The following is an 18,910-nucleotide window of genomic DNA, read 5'->3' as shown; positions in this document are numbered from 1 at the left end:
CTCCGCTGCCGGATGACTCCCGAAGAAGTCCGGGCCGCCCGCGACCGCCTCGTCCCCGACGTGGTCGCGGGCGGCTTGCATGTGCTGTTCTGCGGCATCAATCCAAGCCTCATGACGGCTGCAACGGGTCATCACTTCGCCCATCCGGGGAATCGGTTCTGGCCGGTCCTGCATCTGTCGGGCTTCACGCCCAGGCAGCTGAAGCCTTCGGAACAGGGCCTGCTTCCGGGATACGGCCTGGGCATCACCAATGTGGTCGCCAGGGCCACGGCGCGGGCGGACGAGCTGGGACGGGAGGAATTCCGTGAGGGCGGAAGAGTGCTGTCGGCCAAGGTGGCGGAGCTGAGCCCGGTGTGGTTGGCCGTCGTCGGCGTCACCGCCTATCGCACGGCCTTCGGTGAACGCGGTGCCCGGATCGGCCCCCAGGAACGGACGATCGGCGGGGCCCGCGTCTGGACGCTGCCCAACCCGAGCGGCCTGAACGCCCACTGGACCGTGAGCACCATGGCGGAGGAGTACGCGCGACTCCTGGCCGCGGTCCGTCACGACACCTCCGAGCAGTCCCGGCAGTAGGTCCGTCCGGAAGCCGCGTTCCGGAGCCGCGGCGCCGACACGGCATCGGATGGTTCCGGGGCGTTCGAGCAGCACCCTGGATCGCTCAGGGCGGGTCGACCACGGTGACCAGGACACCCAACTCGCAGCCCGGTCCGTCGTCCTCCAGATGGAGGACGACGGCAATCCACCGGTCGTCCGCCCTCCACAGCGGAAGATGCTCGCAGCTGGCGACGGGATCGGCCCAGGGTTCGGCTATCACCTCCCCTGCCGTCATCCTTTCCTGCGCGCTCCACAGGCTGACCGTCTGCGGCTCGCCCCAGCGCAAGGTCAGGAGGGCGAGCAGCGCGTCGTGTTCAGCCATGCATTGCGCCCGGTGTTCGAGAGGGTCCGCTCCGTCCCCGTAGTCGTACTCGCCGCGGAGGAGCGTCGTGTGATAGCCCGGTCCGCTGATTCCCGAGCCCGACGGAACGCGCTCCCGGGGGAAGTCCCTGGTGCGCATCCCGTCGATGAGGCGGAGGTGATGTGCGGTGGTCATACCGTCAGTAAAGCGCCTCGCACTGACACATGGCCTCCGACGGAGCCTCCCCGGCCTTGCCCCTCGCACTCGAGACTCTGGGCCCGAGAGGCCAGGCCCTGAGCCCGAGGCCCGTGCCACGGCGTGCCGTTGACCGAACCCTGCGACTTCACATCCTGCCGTGCGTGTCAGGCGTCTCTCCTCCAGATGCTCCACCAGCCCGCGCAGAGTGCCGTCCCGGCCCATGCGGCAGTCACCGCCAGTCCTGTCCAGGCGCCGAGGTCACCTCCTGGATTCTGGTGCAGCACCAGCTGCCCTGCTTGTGAGGGCAGATACTGGGCAGCGTCTCCCGCGATGTCTCCGAGCACGAAGGAGACGATGAGGATGAAGGGAATCAACACGGCGAGCACCGCGACGGCGCTGCGCAGCACCGCCGTGAGCCCTGCGGCGAGCAGCGCCATCAGCATGAGATAGACGCTGCCCCCGACCGCGGCGCGGACCGCACCGGGTTCCCCCAGCCCTATCGCGTACTCGCCCATGAGGGCCTGCCCCACGAGAAAGGTGGCGAAGGTGGTGATCAGCCCCACGGCGAGCGCGACTCCGCCGATGACCGACATCTTGGCACCGTAGAGAAGGCCTCGTCGCGGGACGGCCGAGAACGATATGCGCAACGCCCCGTTCAGGAACTCCGAGGACACAGCGGTCGCCCCGAAGCTGATCGCCGCGATCTGCCCGAAGTTCAGTGCGTAGAAGGCGGAGAACAGCGGTTCGTAATCCGCGCTGTCCGCCTCTGCCTGCCCCACGGTGGCGAACACGAGCATCGTGACAGCGAGTGTGGCGGCGAAGACCGCCACCAGCGATCCCGCGACGGACCGCACCGATTTGATCTTGATCCATTCGGAGCGCATCACCGAAGCGATGGACATGTTCATGGTGTTCACTCCTCTCGTCGTGTCGTGGCGACCGCCGCGGCGGCGAACTCCGACTCCTGAGCGGTGAGGTCCAGATAGGCCTGCTCCAAGGTCGGCTGCAGGTCGGTGAGTTCGAGCAGGGGAATGGCTTCACCTGCGGCCACCAGGCCGACTTCCCCTGCCCGTGCCCCGTCGACCGTCCAGCATCCGTCGTCCCCCCGCACGGGCATGTATCCCTCGCGGATCAGGGCGTCGCGAAATCGGCCTTCCTCGGTGGTACGGACTCTGACGCAGGGGCGGCTGCGGGAGTCGAGGAATTCCTTCATGGGAAGGTCCGCGAGGAGCCGGCCTCTGCCGAGGACGATCAGATGGTCGGCGAAGGAGGAGGTCTCGTTCATCAAGTGGCTGGAGACCAGGACGGTGCGGCCCTCGCGTGCCATGCCGCGCATCAGTTCACGGATCCAGACGATGCCTTCCGGATCCAGTCCGTTCGACGGTTCGTCCAGCATCACCGCATCCGGCTCACCCAGCAGTGCCGCCGCGATACCGAGCCGTTGCCGCATTCCGAGCGAGAACGTCCTGATCCGCCGGCGCCCGACCGCTGCCAGCCCGGTCTCCTCCAACACCTTCCCGACCCTGCTGCCGGCTATGCCGTTACTCGTGGCGAGAGCGAGCAGGTGACTGCGCGCGGTGCGTGAGCCGTGCGCCGCCTGGGCGTCGAGGAGAACGCCCACCTTGCGCAGCGGGTTTCCGAGCGCGGCGTAGGGCCGTCCGTCGAAGGTGGCGGTGCCGGCGGTCGGACGGTCAAGCCCGAGAGCGAGCCGCAGGGTGGTGGACTTGCCCGCGCCGTTGGGACCGAGAAACCCCGTCACACGGCCAGGTCTCACACTGAACGTGAGCTGGTCCACAGCTCGTGTGGACCCGTAGTCCTTCGTGAGTTCGTGCACGTCGATGCTGGTCATGAGAGAAGCCTGGCTGGCGGGCCCCGGCCACGGCCTCCCCCGCCGGGGTGGACCATCTCCCTCGCTCGGGGGAGCCGCCCCGAGCCCGGCGCTGACACGATGACGACATGCGCCACCTTCTCGGACCGCTGGCCGCTCCCGTCACATACAGCCGCTGGCTCCATCTGCTGATTCCGTCCGCAGCCGTCAGCATATGGATGTTCATCTCCATCGACACCCCGTGGATGCCCTGCGTCTTCGCTGTCCCGGTCGGGCTGCTGCCCGCCATCCGGCTCGCCGAAGGGGTGCAGGCACAGCTTCTCCTCACGCCCGCGGAGCGTGGCCGGGCGGACGCGTCGATCGCCGCCGCACCGGCGGCCACATGGGCGGACCGGTGGCGCACCGTCGCCTGGCTCGAGGTCAGGCTGTTGCTCGCGGCGGCGGCAGGCTCCTCCACCGTCTGGCTGTTGGCGACGACCTTCGACCTGGTCAGCGTCTCGGTCGGTGCGAGGCCGAGCATGGACTGGCTGACGGGCTTTCTCGAAGTGCGGTGGCTCTGTGCGCTGCTCGCCCCGCTGCCGATCCTGGTACTCCTCGGGCTTGTCGTCCTGTGCGGTGAAGTGGCCACGGCAGCCGCCCGCGGTCTGCTGCCACCGTCACCGACCGAGCGGATGACCGCTCTGGAGGAGCGCACCGAGCAGTTGCTGGAGCGCAACCGGATCGCGCGCGAACTCCACGATTCGATCGGTCACGCGCTGACGGTCGCGGTGATCCAGGCCGGCGCCGCCAGGACTGCCGGCAGCGCGGAGTTCACCGCGCGGGCACTCGCCGCCATCGAGGAGACCGGACGTAACGCACTGGACGATCTGGAGCGTGTCCTGCGGGTGCTCCGGGAGTCGGACCGGCCCGTCAGCGCACGTCCGACCATGGTCGAAGCCGATCGGCTGCTGGAATCGGCCCGCGGCTCCGGGGCGAGGATCGACGTGGAGACGACCGGGCCTCTGGAGCTGGTCCCCGGCCCGGTGTCCCGCGAGGGCTACCGGATTCTGCAGGAGTCGCTCACCAACGTGCTGCGTCACGCCGGCACCGTCCCCGTACGGGTGAGGATCGCGGTGGCCGAGGAACAGCTGGAGCTGGAGGTGACCAACCCGCTCCCGGCGTCGCCGTACGGCCCCGGCAGCGGTAGCGGGCTGAGGGGCATACGGGAGCGGGCCGCCCTTCTGGGCGGCAGGGCGAGGACCGGTCCGCACGGAGGCGAGTGGAGAGTGCACGCGAGCCTCCCGCTGGACCGCATACGCTGACCGGATGCCGGTTACCGTTCTTCTGGTCGACGACGAACCCCTGGTACGCGCCGGACTCCGTGCGGTCCTGGAGGCTCAGCCCGATATCGAGGTGGTGGGTGAGGCGGCCGACGGCGCCGCGGTGATCCCGCTGGTACGTCAACTGCGCCCGGATGTCGTCGCCATGGATGTGCGGATGCCGCTGATGGACGGGATCGAGGCAACGCGCGTGGTGCTGCGCACCGTCACGGATCCACCGAAGATCCTCGTGGTGACCACGTTCGAGAACGACGAGTATGTCTACGAGGCGCTGCGGGCCGGGGCGGACGGATTCCTGCTCAAGCGTGCCCGGCCGGCCGAGATCGTGCACGCGGTGCGGCTGGTGGCGGAGGGCGAATCACTGCTGTTCCCCGCCGCGGTCCGGCACCTCGCCGCGGAGTACGGCACGAGCGAGGCGCGGGAGGCCATGGGCCGGGCCGCGCTCACGGACCGCGAAGCAGCGGTGCTCCGGCTGATGGCACGAGGCTTGTCCAACGCGGAGATCGCGGCCGATCTCGTCGTCGGAGTGGAGACCGTGAAGACACATGTCAGCTCCGTTCTCGCCAAGTTGGGCGCCAGGGACCGCACGCAAGCGGTGATCGCCGCCTACGAGTCCGGATTCGTGTCTCCGCGCTGACCGGGTCCACGTCCGGCCGGTGCCACTCCGGCGCCCGCTCCGGCAGGGGTTCACTTCGGCCCCTGCAGGGGTTCCGGTTACCTGTCCCCGGGTGCTGGTCGCCGCGGCCGGGGTCAGCGAGTACGATCCGCAGACATGCGCGCGACCTGGGAGGACACACGGTGGGCCGGCTGACCGGTGGGGACCCGTCTCTGCTGCGGAGGATCAACTCCGCAGTGGTGCTGCACGCGCTGCGAGGGGCGGATTCGCCCACGCTCACGGACCTCACCCGGATCACAGGTCTGTCGCGTCCTACGGTCGAAGGCGTCGTCGAAGGGCTCTTCGGAGCCGGGCTCGTGACGGAGGCGCTGCCGGACGAGAGCGGGACCAGGCGCCAGGGCCGCCCCGCCAGACGGTTCCGGTTCCGCGCCGAGGCCGGATACCTGCTGGGGGTCGAGATCGGCTCGCACCGCGTCTCCGCCCTTCTGTCCGGCCTGGACGGCCGTATCGTCGGCGCAGGCTCACGCGATGTCTCCGAGAGCCTGAGCGCGGACGACCGGATCGACCAGGTCAGAGCCGTGATCGCCGATGTGCTGAGGCGTACGGGGGTAGCCAGGAGCAGTCTCCGTGCCGTCGGGGTCGGCAGTCCGGGCATCGTCGAGGCCGACGGCACCGTGCGGCTGGGCACGGCGCTGCCGGACTGGACGGGGCTCGCGCTCGGCGAGAGGCTGCGGCGTTCGTTCAGATGCCCCGTTCTGGTGGAGAACGACGCCAATGCCGCCGCGGTGGCCGAACACTGGAAGGGCGCGGCCACAGAGTCGGACGACATCGTCTTCGTCCTGGCGGGCTTGAGCCCGGGCGCGGGTTCCTTGATCGGCGGGCGGCTGCACCGCGGCTTCGGTGGCGCCGCCGGGGAGATCGGCGCACTGCATCTACTGGGTCGCGATGTCACACCGGAGCACCTGCTCTCCACCACGGACACCCCTCTGGACCCGTTGGACGAGCACGCCGTCGCCGCCGTCTTCGCCAAGGCCAAGGACGGTGACGCCGGCGCGCAGGCCGCCGTCGCACGGTTCATCCAGCGACTGGTGCACGATGTCGCGGCTCTGGTTCTGGCGCTCGATCCGGAGCTCGTGGTGATCGGCGGGTGGGCGGCCGGCCTGGACGGTGTCCTCGATCCGCTCCGGGACGAGCTCGCCCGCTACTGTCTACGGCCGCCGCGGGTCGCCCTCTCCCTCCTCGGGGAGGCGGCCGTGGCCACCGGTGCGCTGCGCCTGGCCCTCGACCACGTGGAGGAGCAGCTCTTCGCCGTGGAGGGTACGGTGACGGCCCGCCGCTGAGAGCGACGGGCCGTACGGTGGACCGCCCCGGAGCTTCGCGCCGGCCGGGGCAGGAAGCCCGGCCGCGGAGCAGGTCGAGGGGGCCGGCGAGCACGTCAGGAGGCTTTGCGCTCCTGCTCGTCGTGGCTGATCTCCAGCGCTCCGGCATCACCGAAGGTCAGCCGGCACGTGTCGGCCCGGTAGGTGGCGACGGAGACGGCAGCCGTACCGACGGCGGTGAAGTACCGGGTCGTGACCACGAGGACCGGAGCACCCGGGAGCCGGTCCAACTCCTTGGCGTCGTCCGCGCGCGCGGACCCGAGCTCGACCGAACGGTCCTGGCCGTCGAGCCCGACGCGGTGCAGTTCCCTCAGGACGCTCCGCGCCCGGGCGGGCCCGGACGGCGCCTCGATGGCGGAGAGTTCGGGGACGGACGACGACGGGATGTACAGAAGCTCCGCTGCCACCGCCTGCCCGTGGGCGACACGGATACGGCGCACCACATTCACGGCCTCTTCGGCGTCAGCGTCGAGCATGACGGCGACGGCGGCGGGAGCGGCCGCGGTGGTGCACTCGATGGGCTGCCATGCCTCGTCCGTGTCACCGCCGGCCCAGCCGTGCTGAGCGGTGGCGACGGCCACACCGAGTCGGGGCGGGGCCACGGTCGTGCCCACACCGCGACGCCGCTGGAGCCTTCCTTCGAGTTCGAGCTGCTCCAGCGCCTGGCGGAGCGTGGCCCTGGCGACGCCGAAGCGGGCAGCGAGGTCCCGCTCGTTGGGCAGAACCTCTCCCACCGCGAAGTCCGAGTCGAGCGCCTCACTGAGCACGGTCTTGAGGTGCCAGTACTTCGGCTCCTGCACCGATTCCAGCTGCGTGGTCCCCACCCTGTCCTCCGCATCCGCCCGGTGGCATTTTCCGCGACGTTATTTATTAAAGGTTCCTGCCTTATCGTTCAGACCTTAGGGCGGCGAACCACCTTGGTCAAGACCAATCCTCGCCCCGTGACACAGCGGAACAGCCCGCTGGCGCAGAGCGTTCACGGGACGTTCGCACGACCGGAAGCCCGGGCAGCAGGAAGCCCCACGGCGGGTACCTTCCGTGGGGCCTGCCCGCAGGGCCTCCTCAAGGCCTGACTGATCGGCCGACGAGCGCGCGAGGTCGGGGGTCGCAAGGTGGCGGAGCCGCGGACTGGCGGAGTGGCGAGGGTTCACCGTTGCGGAACTGCCGGGTTGCGGAACCGCCGGGTTGCGGAACGCCTCGAGCACCAGGGGCGCGTGTAGATCGCTGGACCGGACCGGACTACCGCCCCGCCGCTAACCCAGCAACACTCCAGCCAGTTTGTCCGGGTTACGAATGACGTAGACGCATCGGATGACCCCGCCGCTCACGTCCGCCTGGAAGACCGTGTCCACGGTCCCGTCCAAGCTGAACACCAGGGCGGGCCCTCCGTTGAGCTCCAGGACCGTCACCTCCGTGGCGGAGGGCACCTCGCGCCCCACGGCCATGAGGAAGCGGCCCACCTTGTCCGCGGTCTCGATGATCCGGCGCGGCGCCTTCGCCTTGCCCCCGCTGTCACTGACGAGGCGCACGTCGGGAGCCAGCAGGACGAGCATGCGCTCCAGGTCCCCGCCCGCAGCGGCCGCCAGGAAGCGTTCGGTGAGATCGCGCCGGACGGCCGGATCCACGTCGTACCGCGGCTTGCGCTCCTCCACATGGCGCTTGGCCCGGCCGGCGAGCTGACGCACCGCCGCCTCGGACCGGTCGAGGGTGGCGCCGATCTCCGCGTAGGGGAAACCGAAGGCTTCACGCAGGACGAAGACCGCGCGCTCCAGCGGGGAGAGGGATTCCAGCACGACGAGCACGGCGAGGGAGACGGAGTCGGCCAGCACCGCGCGCTCCGCGGAGTCGGGGACGGCCGGACCGAATCGCGTGACCACGGGTTCGGGCAGCCAGGGGCCCACGTACGCCTCGTGGCGGGACCGCAGATGGCGGAGCCGGTCGATGGCCAGGCGGGTGGTGATCCGTACGAGAAAGGCCCGCGGTTCCCTCACTTCCCCGCGCTCGGCCGAGGACCAGCGCAGCCAGGCGTCCTGCACGACGTCCTCGGCGTCGGCGACGCGGCCGAGCATGCGGTAGGCGACCCCGGTGAGGAAGGGCCTGTGTTCTTCGAAGAGGTCGGTCACGGCGTCCGCTGTCACCCGCCCATCCCAGCCGACCGGCCCGAGGGTGTCCAGCAGGACAGCGACCTGCCCGCCCATCGAACCCCAGGCCGCTCGCACTCCGAGCCCCTCGACCCTTGAACTGCAAGCTACTCGACGGTAATTATTGTTGACGAGGCGTCTCATTACCCACCGCCCAGACCCAAAGGTCCGTCCCGAGGAGCAGCATGGCCACCACGGTCTCGTTCGCAGTCGACTCCCCCGCCGGCAGCAGGACGGTCGAAGTAGCGTACGAACGAACCGGCGGTGGCGCTCCGTTGGTGCTGCTGCACGGCATCGGGCATCACCGCCAGGCCTGGGACCCGGTTCTGCGCATCCTGGCGGCGGAACGGGACGTCATCGCCGTCGACCTGCCCGGATTCGGCGCCTCACCCGCGCTTCCGGACGGGTTCACGTACGACGTCGGGACGATGGTCCCGGTGCTCGGCTCCCTCTTCGAGACGCTCGGCGTGGTGCGCCCGCACGTGGCCGGGAATTCCCTGGGAGGCCTGTTGGCCCTGGAGCTGGGCCGCGAGAAGCTGGTGCGTTCCGTGACGGCGCTGTCCCCCGCGGGCTTCTGGACACCGAGCGAGCGCCGCTACGCCTTCGGAGTGCTGCGGGCGATGCGCGCAGCCGCACGCTCGATGCCGATGCCACTGATCGAGAAGCTCTCGGAGAGTTCACCCGGCCGCACCGCGCTGACCAGCACCATCTACGCTCGCCCCGGCCGCCGTTCGCCCGGCGCGGTCGTGGCCGAGACCGTCGCCCTGCGCGAGGCCACCGGCTTCCGCCAGACTCTCGAGGCAGGCCTGACCGTCGCGTTCACCGACGACGTGCCGGACGTCCCCGTCACCGTCGCGTGGGGCGTCAAGGACCGTCTTCTCCTGCGCCGGCAGGGTGTCAGGGCCAAGCAGGCGATCCCTGGTGCCAGGCTCGTCCGCCTTCCGGGCTGCGGCCACGTCCCGATGAACGACGACCCCGCCGCCGTGGCGCGGGTCGTCCTCGACACGAGCCGCTGACGCCCCGGTACCGCCACGGTTCAGAAGACCCGAGCCCAGCACCACGCCCAGACCCACCAGGAGGCTCCCCGCTCCCTGCCCCACGCCGTACGTCCCCGTTCCGGCCAGTGGCGCGGTCAGCGCCGCGGACACGGGGATGAGCCCGGAGAAGAGCGTGGCGCGCTCGGCACCGATGCGCCGCATGCCGCTGTACCAGCACACGAAGCCGATGACGGTGACCACCACCGCCTGCCAGAGCAGTGCGAGCGTCTCCACCGGAGTGGGCACCCGCAGGAAACCTCCCCCGTCGAGGAGGACGCCGAGCAGCACGGACTCCGCGGCCGCGGCGCCGCAGACGGCTGCCGACAGCCGCTTCGGCCCCAGGCGGCGCAGCAGCGGCACGGCGAGGACCGCGAAGCCGACCTCCCCGCCGAGCGCACCGACCGAGTAGAGGACTCCCGCAAGGTCGGTCCGGCCCCAACCCTGGACGGTGAACGCCCCGACGGCCACGAGGCCCGCCGAGTACAGGACCGCCCGGGTGGGACGGCGCCCCTCCAGGGCCGGGACGAGAACGCCGACCACGATGGGCGCACAGCCGACGAGCACCCCCGGGACCGCGGGTTCCGCCGTGCGTTCCGCTGCCAGGACAGCCAGGTTGAAGCCGACCATGCCGATGGCGGCGAGGGCCCCGAGCCGCCCCCACTCCCGCCGGGTGAGCATCGTCGGTGCGACGGCGGGGCCCGGGCCGCGCCCCGGGCGCAGGAGCGGCAGGAGCAACAGGGCGGCGAGACCGTACCGCAGTGCCTGGCCGCCTGCGTACGGGTAGTCGCCGAGGACGCTGTTGGCCGTGAAGGAGGCGCCGACGAGGGAACAGGCGAAGGCCGCGAGCAGGGCTCCGCGCAAAGGAGTTGCGTTCATGAGGACGACGCTAGGTTTCGCCGCGGTCCGGTTTAAGGTCCACTTCCATGACGTCATCGGGGACCAGTTCAGCGCCAGGGCCTGCCTCTGAGGAAGGGCGCCCGAGCGCCTCCGCGGCTTGGGAGCTGCTGCTTCCCGCCGCCTCCGCCCCCGCACGCGGGCGGGGGCGCGCCCTGCAGTCGGCCCTGCGCGACGCCGTCCGTTCGGGCCGTCTGGCGGCCGGGACCCGGCTGCCGGCCAGCCGCGAGCTCGCCGCCGATCTCGGGGTCTCCCGCGGTCTCGTGACCGAGGCGTACGAGCAGCTGACGGCGGAGAGTTATCTCCGCTCGGGCCGGGGCGCGGGCACCTGGGTGAGCGCGGCGGTGCGGCCCGCCGTCCGGGCGGTGCGGGATCTGTCACCCCGTGCGCCCGGCGCACACGTGGACTTCCGTCCGGGCACCCCGGATCTCTCGCTCTTCCCGCGGAGCGCCTGGGCCGCGGTTCATCGCACGGTCCTGGACCGGATGCCGCACAGCGCCCTCGGCTACCCGGATCCCCGCGGCCTGCCCGAGCTGCGGGTGGCGCTGGCCTCCCTGCTCACGCGGCGGCGCGGCGTGGTGGCCGATCCGGAGCAGGTGGTGGTGTGCTCGGGCGTGGCGCAGGCGACGGCCCTGCTCGGGTTGGTCCTGCGCGGGCGCGGGGCGACGACGGTGGGCGCCGAGGATCCCGGAAGCCCTGAGCACGCCTCGCTGTTCGCCTCAGCAGGCCTGACGACGGTTCCCCTGCCGCTCGACGACGAGGGTCTGGCCCTGGAGCCGCTGCAGCGCTCAGGCGTACGCGCCGTCGTCACGACCCCGGCCCATCAGTTCCCCACCGGCATCGCGTACACCGCCGATCGGCGCGGGGCCCTGCTCGACTGGGCCCGCGCCACCGCCGGGGTGATCCTGGAGGACGACTACGACGGCGATTTCCGCTACGACCGGGCACCGGTCGGGGCTCTGCAAGGGCTGGACCCGGAACACGTCGTCTACACCGGTTCGGTCAGCAAGTCCCTGGCGCCCGGTCTGCGGCTCGGCTGGCTGATCGCTCCGGCGTCGATGACCGACGAGATCATCGCCCGTAAACGCACCATGGACCTCGGCAATCCGTCGGTCGACCAGGCGGTCCTGGCGGACTTCGTCACCGGCGGCGGCTACGACCGGCAGCTGCGCCGCTGCCAACGCGCCTACAGGGAGCGCAGGGACTCCATGACGGGCGCTCTGGCCGCGCACTTCCCCGGGGCGGAGGTCAGCGGCATCTCCGCGGGCCTGCACATCATCGCCCGGCTGCCCGACCGGTTCGGCCCTCAGGACGAGCTGCTGCGGCGTGCGACCGCCGCGGGCATCGCGCTGCGCCCGCTCAGCAGTTGCACGGCGGACGGCGCGGACGACGGCACAATCCGACTGGTTCTCGGCTACGCGCATCTGGCACCGACGGCGATCGAGGACGGCATCCGCCTCCTGGCCGAGGCGGTCGGGAAGGGCCGCACCGCCCGGACGTAGACCCCACCTGGCCAAGCCCCTCCGGGAAGCCGCGCCGGGGACGTAGGGCCCCACCTGGCCAAGACCGTCCGGAAAGCCGCGCCGCGGACGTAGACCCCACCTGGCCGAGGCGGCCCGGAGAGCCGGCGCCTCCCGGGCGTCGGCGTCGGCGGACCCGGTTGTTCATCCGCGGTTGGGGTGCGCGCCGCTGCCGGGGACTAGGTATGGGGTCCGCAACCTGCCTGCCCGGACTCGCTGTTCCGGCAGCCCCGCTCGCACTGGAGGCGCATCGATGCCGAACCGTCCCCTCGTCCCGGCCCCGGGACGCCGCTCCGTCCTGCGCGGCTCACTCCTCGCCTCGGCCGCGGCCGCGGTACCCGCGGCGTTCGCCACAGCGCCCGCGTTCGCCCTGTCGGGCCGCCCGAGCGCGTCCTGGGGAGTCCAGGCCGGTGATGTGACGGCTTCGTCCGCCCTCGTGTGGGTGCGCTCGGACCGCCCCGCCCGGATGGTGGTCGAGACGTCCGCGACAGAGTCCTTCCGCCGTGCCCGGACCTGGCACGGTCCGCTCATCGAGGCCGGCACGGACTTCACCGGGGCGACCCCGTTGCACGGGCTGCCCGCCGGTCAGCAGGTGCACTACCGCGTCACACTCGCCGACCCGTACGACCCCCGGCGCACGGGCAAGCCGGTCCACGGCACCTTCCGCACGGCTCCCGCAGGCCGCCGTGACGGGGTACGGTTCCTCTGGTCGGGCGACATCGCGGGGCAGGGCTGGGGCATCAACCCCGACATCGGCGGCTACCGGGTGTACGACGAGATGCGCCGCCTGGATCCGGACTTCTTCCTGTGCAGCGGGGACAACATCTACGCGGACGGAGTGCTCGAGCCCAGCGTGACGCTGCCCGACGGCAGGGTCTGGCGCAACATCACGACCCCGGAGAAGTCGAAGGTCGCCGAGACCCTGGACGAGTACCGGGGGAACTTCCGCTACAACCTGCTCGACGACAATCTGCGGGGGTTCAACGCCCAGGTGCCCTCCATCGTCCAGTGGGACGACCACGAGGTGCGCAACAACTGGTACCCGGGACAGATCCTCGACGACGTGCGCTACACCGAGAAGAACGTGGATCTGCTCGCCGCGCGCTCGATGCGGGCGTTCCGCGAGTACTTCCCCGTACCCACCCTGCGGGCGGCGCCGGACGAGCGGCGCATGCACCGCGTCGTGCGCCACGGCCCGCTGCTCGACGTGTTCGTGCTCGACATGCGGTCGTACCGCGACGCCAACTCCCCCGGCCGGCAGCCCGACGACACCACCGGCATCCTCGGCGCCGAGCAGCTGGGGTGGCTCAAGCGCGAACTGTCGCAGTCGCGTGCGGTGTGGAAGGTGATCGCCGCGGACATGCCGCTGGGGCTCGTGGTCCCGGACGGAGCCACGGACTTCGAGGCGGTCGCGCAGGGCGACCCGGGGGCGCCGCTGGGCCGGGAGCTGCAGATCGCCGAGTTGCTGCGCCACATCAAGCACCGGCGTATCACCGGCACCGTCTGGCTGACGGCCGATGTGCACTACACCTCTGCCCAGCACTACTCCCCCGAGCGTGCCGCCTTCCAGGACTTCGCACCGTTCTGGGAGTTCGTCTCGGGGCCGCTCGCGGCAGGTGGCTTCCCCGCCAACGCGCTGGACGCCACGTTCGGCCCGGAGCGGGTCTTCGTGCGGGCACCGGACCGGGCGAACGTGTCCCCCATGGAGTCCCCGCAGTTCTTCGGGGAGGTCGACATCGACGGCGGGAGCGGGGAGCTGACCGTACGGCTCCGGGCACAGGGGGGCACGGTCCTCTTCAGCAAGGTGCTGCAGCCCGGACGCACCGGCCAGTGAGCGGACCCGGGTCCCCTGACCACCCGGCAGCGACGGAAAGCGGTTCCGGACCGCCGGAAGGCGACGGGACAGGGGCGTCGGCGGCAGGCCCGCGCGAGGGCAGGGAAAAGGTGCTGAAGACGACCAGATCCACACGTAACCCATCAGTCACAATGCGTTCGCGATCAGGCAACACCGTTCGGTCACAGTGAGGGCATGACTGATGTGACATCCGCGAAGAGTGCCCGCCGTCCGCACCACTGGCGGCGGGACCTGATCGAGCTGGCCGCCCTCTTCACCGCCGTCGCCGTGGCCGACGCGATCGCCAACCTGATCGGACACCAGCCCGACGGCCCCTATCTGCTCATCGCCTCGGCCGTGGCCCTCGTCGCCACGGCCGCGTTCCACACCTGGTGGGCTCGACGGCACAGCCACGCGCCGCCCCCGGGCACCGATACCGGCGCCGGCCCGGCACTCCCTCCGGCCGACGCCGACCAGACCGTCGAAACGGTGCTGTGGCGGATGCGGACGACCGTGCGGGACGCCCCCGGGACCCTGGCCGCCCTCTGCACCGCCCTCGCCCGTCACCGCGTGGACATCCTCACCCTCCAGACCCACCCGCTGGCCGAAGGCACCGTCGACGAGTTCCTGCTGCGTGCTCCCGCGTCGCTGTCGGCCCAGGAGCTCACCCGGGAGATCTCCGCCGCCGGCGGGTCCTCCACCTGGATCGAACGCGCGGACGCGCACGACCTGGTGGACGCGCCCACCCGGATCCTCGGCCTCGCGACGCGCACCGCTCTGGACACCGCCGAACTCCCCCTGGCGCTGCGCCAGCTCCTGGGCCGGTGCACCATCCACTCGCTGCCCGCCCTGTCGGTCAACGGCCGCCCGACCGGGGAGAGCGCGCCGGTGGAAGGCGTCCTGGAGGACACCGTGATGAGGCTGCGCGATCCGTCGGGCGGTGTCATCACCGTCGAGCGCCCCTATCTCCCCTTCACCCCGACCGAGTTCGCCCGCGCACGGGCCCTGGTCGAGCTCGACGCCCGGCTCGGCCCGCGTGTACCGCGCAGCGAGGACGTCCTCACCCTGCCCGAGGGCAACGAGATCACCGTGCGCCGGGCGGACCGGGACGACCTCGCCGCGGCCCTCGCCATGCACGGCCGCTGCTCCGAGCGCACCCTCGGCCTGCGCTACCACGGCCCGGTACGTGACGCCGACCGGTATCTGGACCACCTGCTGAGCCCGCGCTTCGGCCGCACGCTCGCCGTTCAGACCGCCTCCGGACGAATGGTGGCCCTCGGCCATCTCCTCTGGGACGGGGACGAGACCGAGGTGGCGCTCCTCGTCGAGGACGACTGGCAGCGCCGCGGGATCGGCTCCGAACTCCTCGGCCGGCTGGTGGCCCTGGCGGTCGAAGCGGGCTGCGAGAGCGTGTACGCGGTGACGCAGGCCCACAACACGGGGATGGTGGCCGCAATGCGGGCGCTCTCCCTGCCCCTCGACTACCAGATCGAGGAGGGCACCCTGGTCATCACGGCCCGGCTGTCCGCGACTCCCGCCCAGCAGTCCGACCTGCCGGCTACGGAACCGGCGACCCGGTCGGGGGCGCCGTCGGCGTCCCGGTCGCTGCCCCTGACCGGGCCGGCGGAACAGCCCTCCGGTCGCTGAGCGCCTGACAGAGATCGGCCCAGAGGTCCTCGACGTCCTCGAGACCGACCGACATGCGCAGCAGACGGTCGCCGACACCCGCGGCCCTCCGGTCTCCCTCACCCACGATGCGGTGGCTGATGGAGGCCGGATGCTGGATGAGGGTGTCCACGCTCCCGAGGCTCACCGCGGGGGTGATCAGCCGGACTCCGGCGATGATCCGGTGGGGGTCCCCGTACACCTCGAAGGACACCATCGCGCCCCCGATCTCCGGGTAGTGCACCCGGGCGACCCGGGGGTCCGCCGAGAGCCTGCGGGCCAGTTCCGCCGCGGCGCCGGACGCGGCCCTGATCCGTACCGGCAGCGTGGACAGCCCGCGCAGCAGCAGGTATCCGGCCATCGGGTGCAGCACGCCCCCGGTGGCGAACCGCACCTGCCGCAGGGTCGCGGCGAACTCCTCGTCACAGGCGACGACCCCGCCCATCACATCGCCGTGACCGCCCAGGTACTTGGTGGCGCTGTGCAGCACGATGCGGGCGCCGTGTTCGAGCGGCCGCTGCAGCACGGGCGTCGCGAAGGTGTTGTCGACGAGGAGCGGCACCGAGCCGCAGGAGTGGGCCACGGCCCGGATGTCCAGCTCTGCCAGCGTCGGGTTGGCGGGTGTCTCCACCATCACCAGGCCGGTGTCCGGGCGGATCGCGTCGGCGATGCCCGCGGGATCCGTCCACGTCACCTCGGTGCCCAGCAGGCCGGCGCCCAGGAGGTGGTCGCTGCAGCCGTAGAGCGGGCGTACCGCGACCACGTGGCGCAGCCCCAGGCTCGCGCGGGCCAGCAGGACCGCGGTGAGTGCCGCCATTCCGCTGGCGAAGGCCACGGCGCTCGCGGCGCCCTCCAGCCGGGCCAGTGCCGTTTCGAAGCGGGCCGTCGTCGGGTTGTCCAGCCGTGCGTACACGGGCGGTCCGTCGGGCCTGGCTCCGGTGGCGGCGAAGGCGTCGATGCGCGCGGCCTCGCCCCGGGAGTCGTACGAGGGGTAGGTGGTGGACAGATCGATCGGTGCGGCGTGCAGACCGAGAGAGGCGAGATCGTCGCGTCCGGCGTGCACGGCTTCGGTGGCGAGGGCCCTGGACCGGAAGGAGGGCTGGGATGTCAGCGAGGAGGCTTCGGTGTCCATGTCACCAGACTGAACAGCGACCGGGTAGAGGTGGCCGGATGCCGTGCTACGTTCGCCGGATGTCTGAATCCGTCGCACTGGATCCGGTCGATCTGCACATTCTGCGTCTCCTGCAGAACGATGCCCGGACGACGTACCGGGAGCTGGCCGCCGAAGTCGGAGTGGCTCCGTCCACCTGCCTGGACCGCGTGGCACGGCTGCGCCGCTCGGGCGTGATCCTCGGGCACCGGCTGCGGCTCGACCCGGCACGGCTCGGCCGCGGCCTGGAGGCGCTGCTGCTGGTGCAGGTCCGCCCGCACCGCAGGGAGCTCATCGGCCCGTTCGTCGAACGGATCAGGGCGCTGCCGGAATCCCGGGCGTTCTTCCATCTCACGGGGCCCGACGACTATCTGGTGCATGTGGCCGTCGCGGACCCGACGGACCTGCAGCGTCTGGTGCTCGACGAGTTCACCTCGTGCCGCGAGGTGGCGCGCGTGGAGACCCGGCTCATCTTCCAGCAGTGGGAGTGCGGCCCGCTGATGCCGGCCACGAAGGGCGCGCGGCATTCCGCAGACCCCGCGGACGCGTGACCCGGATCGACCGCTCCGTAAGGGGTCTTCCCGGGACGAAGTCCTGTTCCCCGTGACGTGAGGGCCTCCGCCGTACGAGGATGTCCACATGTCAGACACATCGAGCAGCGCACTGCCGCGCCAGGTCGCCGACGCATACGTCGACGCATACATCGAACTCGACCCGATCACCGGTACCTATCTCGGTGTCGCGGAAAGCTCCCGCCGGCTGCCCGATTTCTCGCCGGCCGGCCATGACGCCATGGCCGGGCTCATCCGCAGGACGCTCGTGGAACTCGACGCCGCGGAGCAGGTGCCGGGCGCGGACACCGACGAGGAGAGGCGTTGCGCCCGACTGCTGCGGGAACGCCTGACGGCCGAACTCGCCGTCAACGAGGCCGAGGAGGGGCTGCGGGCCGTCTCCAACATCCACTCCCCAGCGCACAGCCTCCGCGATGTGTTCTCGGCGACGCCGACGGCGACCGACGAGGACTGGGCCGCCGTCGTGGACCGTCTGCGTGCGGTGCCGGCCGCACTGGAGGGGTACCGCGACTCACTCGCGCTCGGCCTGGAGCGCAAGCTGTACGGCGGTCCCCGCCCCACCGCGACGTTCATCGGGCAGCTGGGGGCCTGGGCGGGAGAGGGTGACGGCCCGGGGTTCTTCCAGGGCTTCGCGGCCGACGGACCCGAAGCGCTGCGGGCGGAGCTCGACGAGGCAGCCGCGCAGGCAGCTTCGGCCCTGGTCGCGCTGAGGGACTGGATGAGGGACGTGTACGCCCCCGCGATCGAGGGCGCCCCGGACACCGTGGGCCGGGAGCGTTACGCCCGCTGGGCACGGCACTTCAACGGCACGGATCTGGACCTCGACGAGGCGTACGCCTACGGCTGGTCCGAATTCCACCGGCTGCTCGGCGAGATGAAGACCGAGGCGGACAAGATCGTTCCCGGTGCGGGCCCTTGGGAGGCGCTCGCCCATCTCGACGTGCACGGCAAGCACATCGAGGGCGTGGACGAGGTCCGGGTCTGGCTGCAGAGCCTGATGGACGAGGCCATCGAGGCGCTCGACGGCACCCACTTCGAACTCGCCGAGCGGGTACGGAAGGTGGAGTCCCGGATCGCTCCGGCGGGGGGTGCCGCAGCTCCGTACTACACCGGGCCCTCCGAGGACTTCTCCCGGCCGGGCCGCACCTGGCTCCCCACCATGGGCGAGACCCGTTTCCCCGTCTACGACCTGGTGTCCACCTGGTACCACGAGGGTGTGCCCGGCCACCACCTGCAGATCGCGCAGTGGACGCATGTAGCGGACAGCCTCTCGCGCTACCAGGCGTCGGTCGGCCAGGTCAGCGCCAACGCCGAGGGCTGGGCCCTGTACGCCGAGCGGCTCATGGACGAGCTGGGCTATCTGCCCGACGCCGAGCGCCGCCTCGGTTATCTGGACGCGCAGATGATGCGTGCCTGCCGGGTGATCGTCGACATCGGCATGCACCTGGGACTGGAGATCCCCGCGGACTCGCCTTTCCACCCGGGCGAGCGGTGGACACCGGATCTGGCGCAGGAGTTCTTCGGCAGCCACAGCGGCCGGCCCGCGGACTTCGTGGAGAGCGAGCTGACCCGCTACCTGTCCATGCCGGGGCAGGCGATCGGCTACAAGCTGGGTGAGCGTGCCTGGCTGCTGGGCCGGGAGAACGCCCGGAAGGCCCACGGCGACGCGTTCGACCTCAAGGCCTGGCACATGGCTGCCCTTTCGCAGGGGTCGCTCGGTCTGGACGACCTGGTGGACGAGCTGTCCAGGCTCTGATGCCGTCGGTGCCGGGGCGGGGGGGGACCCACCCCCCCGCCCCACCCCCCCGCGCCGCCCCCCCCCCCCAGGACCAAACCCCCCATGCAACGCCCCGGGGACAGTT

Annotated in this window: 16 protein-coding genes and 1 pseudogene; 10 read left to right on the top strand and 7 right to left on the bottom strand. The window is 71.3% G+C overall.

The window, feature by feature from the left end; all coding sequences use genetic code 11:
- Positions 1 to 12 precede the first annotated feature (12 nt).
- Positions 13 to 573: a G/U mismatch-specific DNA glycosylase gene (gene mug, locus ACFUNE_RS22175; RefSeq protein ID WP_383570591.1), complete on the top strand. Its 561-nt coding sequence runs from the start codon at positions 13 to 15 to the stop codon at positions 571 to 573.
- Between the two features lie 85 nt (positions 574 to 658).
- Here mug and ACFUNE_RS22170 read toward each other — a convergent pair whose 3' ends face one another.
- From ACFUNE_RS22170 to ACFUNE_RS22160, 3 genes are all read right to left on the bottom strand, one after another.
- Positions 659 to 1,090 carry a hypothetical protein gene (locus tag ACFUNE_RS22170; RefSeq protein WP_383570588.1) on the bottom strand — a complete coding sequence of 144 codons (432 nt, stop codon included), beginning with the start codon at positions 1,088 to 1,090 and terminating at the stop codon, positions 659 to 661.
- A gap of 167 nt (positions 1,091 to 1,257) precedes the next feature.
- Positions 1,258 to 2,001, bottom strand: a complete 744-nt coding sequence (locus ACFUNE_RS22165; protein WP_383570585.1) for an ABC transporter permease — start codon at positions 1,999 to 2,001, stop codon at positions 1,258 to 1,260.
- A gap of 5 nt (positions 2,002 to 2,006) precedes the next feature.
- Positions 2,007 to 2,942 (bottom strand): ATP-binding cassette domain-containing protein, encoded by a 936-nt coding sequence (locus tag ACFUNE_RS22160; protein ID WP_383570582.1) that lies wholly within the window; start codon positions 2,940 to 2,942, stop codon positions 2,007 to 2,009.
- A gap of 107 nt (positions 2,943 to 3,049) precedes the next feature.
- Between ACFUNE_RS22160 and ACFUNE_RS22155 the strand changes: the two genes are divergently transcribed.
- From ACFUNE_RS22155 to ACFUNE_RS22145, 3 genes are all read left to right on the top strand, one after another.
- Positions 3,050 to 4,222, top strand: coding sequence for a sensor histidine kinase (locus tag ACFUNE_RS22155; protein ID WP_383570579.1), 1,173 nt, complete (start codon positions 3,050 to 3,052; stop codon positions 4,220 to 4,222).
- 4 nt (positions 4,223 to 4,226) lie between these two features.
- A complete protein-coding gene (locus ACFUNE_RS22150) occupies positions 4,227 to 4,877 on the top strand; it encodes a response regulator (RefSeq protein WP_383570576.1) in 651 nt (216 codons plus the stop codon).
- 161 nt (positions 4,878 to 5,038) lie between these two features.
- Entirely contained in the window at positions 5,039 to 6,196 is a 1,158-nt protein-coding gene (locus tag ACFUNE_RS22145; RefSeq protein ID WP_383570573.1) for an ROK family protein, read from the top strand.
- Between the two features lie 95 nt (positions 6,197 to 6,291).
- Here ACFUNE_RS22145 and ACFUNE_RS22140 read toward each other — a convergent pair whose 3' ends face one another.
- Both ACFUNE_RS22140 and sigJ read right to left on the bottom strand, forming a co-directional pair.
- Complete coding sequence (locus ACFUNE_RS22140) at positions 6,292 to 7,059, bottom strand: GntR family transcriptional regulator (protein ID WP_383570570.1); 768 nt, start codon at positions 7,057 to 7,059, stop codon at positions 6,292 to 6,294.
- A 429-nt stretch (positions 7,060 to 7,488) separates the two neighbouring features.
- The gene (gene sigJ / locus ACFUNE_RS22135; RefSeq protein WP_383571015.1) at positions 7,489 to 8,373 is read right to left on the bottom strand and encodes an RNA polymerase sigma factor SigJ; all 885 of its coding nucleotides are present in this window, start codon (positions 8,371 to 8,373) and stop codon (positions 7,489 to 7,491) included.
- 188 nt (positions 8,374 to 8,561) lie between these two features.
- Here sigJ and ACFUNE_RS22130 point away from each other — a divergent pair, with 188 nt between their 5' ends.
- Positions 8,562 to 9,392: an alpha/beta fold hydrolase gene (locus ACFUNE_RS22130; protein WP_383570567.1), complete on the top strand. Its 831-nt coding sequence runs from the start codon at positions 8,562 to 8,564 to the stop codon at positions 9,390 to 9,392.
- A 48-nt stretch (positions 9,393 to 9,440) separates the two neighbouring features.
- Here the strand turns inward: ACFUNE_RS22130 and ACFUNE_RS22125 are convergent.
- Positions 9,441 to 10,289: pseudogene (locus ACFUNE_RS22125) on the bottom strand (DMT family transporter); the annotation flags it as partial.
- A 47-nt stretch (positions 10,290 to 10,336) separates the two neighbouring features.
- Between ACFUNE_RS22125 and ACFUNE_RS22120 the strand changes: the two are divergent.
- The 3 genes from ACFUNE_RS22120 to ACFUNE_RS22110 all read left to right on the top strand — a co-directional run bounded on the left by ACFUNE_RS22120 (position 10,337) and on the right by ACFUNE_RS22110 (position 15,308).
- On the top strand, positions 10,337 to 11,809 hold the full coding sequence (locus ACFUNE_RS22120; protein WP_383570564.1) for a PLP-dependent aminotransferase family protein: 1,473 nt from the start codon (positions 10,337 to 10,339) through the stop codon (positions 11,807 to 11,809).
- 271 nt (positions 11,810 to 12,080) lie between these two features.
- A complete protein-coding gene (locus ACFUNE_RS22115) occupies positions 12,081 to 13,661 on the top strand; it encodes an alkaline phosphatase D family protein (protein ID WP_383570561.1) in 1,581 nt (526 codons plus the stop codon).
- A 204-nt stretch (positions 13,662 to 13,865) separates the two neighbouring features.
- Positions 13,866 to 15,308: a GNAT family N-acetyltransferase gene (locus tag ACFUNE_RS22110; RefSeq protein ID WP_383571012.1), complete on the top strand. Its 1,443-nt coding sequence runs from the start codon at positions 13,866 to 13,868 to the stop codon at positions 15,306 to 15,308.
- On the opposite strand, the gene ACFUNE_RS22105 is transcribed toward ACFUNE_RS22110, so the two are convergent.
- On the bottom strand, positions 15,220 to 16,458 hold the full coding sequence (locus tag ACFUNE_RS22105; protein ID WP_383570558.1) for a trans-sulfuration enzyme family protein: 1,239 nt from the start codon (positions 16,456 to 16,458) through the stop codon (positions 15,220 to 15,222). The genes ACFUNE_RS22110 and ACFUNE_RS22105 overlap by 89 nt on opposite strands.
- A gap of 59 nt (positions 16,459 to 16,517) precedes the next feature.
- Here ACFUNE_RS22105 and ACFUNE_RS22100 point away from each other — a divergent pair, with 59 nt between their 5' ends.
- Positions 16,518 to 17,027: an Lrp/AsnC family transcriptional regulator gene (locus ACFUNE_RS22100; RefSeq protein WP_383570555.1), complete on the top strand. Its 510-nt coding sequence runs from the start codon at positions 16,518 to 16,520 to the stop codon at positions 17,025 to 17,027.
- A gap of 88 nt (positions 17,028 to 17,115) precedes the next feature.
- A complete protein-coding gene (locus ACFUNE_RS22095; RefSeq protein ID WP_383570552.1) occupies positions 17,116 to 18,804 on the top strand; it encodes a DUF885 domain-containing protein in 1,689 nt (562 codons plus the stop codon).
- Positions 18,805 to 18,910 lie beyond the last annotated feature (106 nt).

This window comes from Streptomyces sp. NPDC057287 (genome assembly GCF_042667905.1).
Lineage (GTDB): Bacteria > Actinomycetota > Actinomycetes > Streptomycetales > Streptomycetaceae > Streptomyces.
This window is presented reverse-complemented; position numbering and strand designations above follow the sequence as displayed.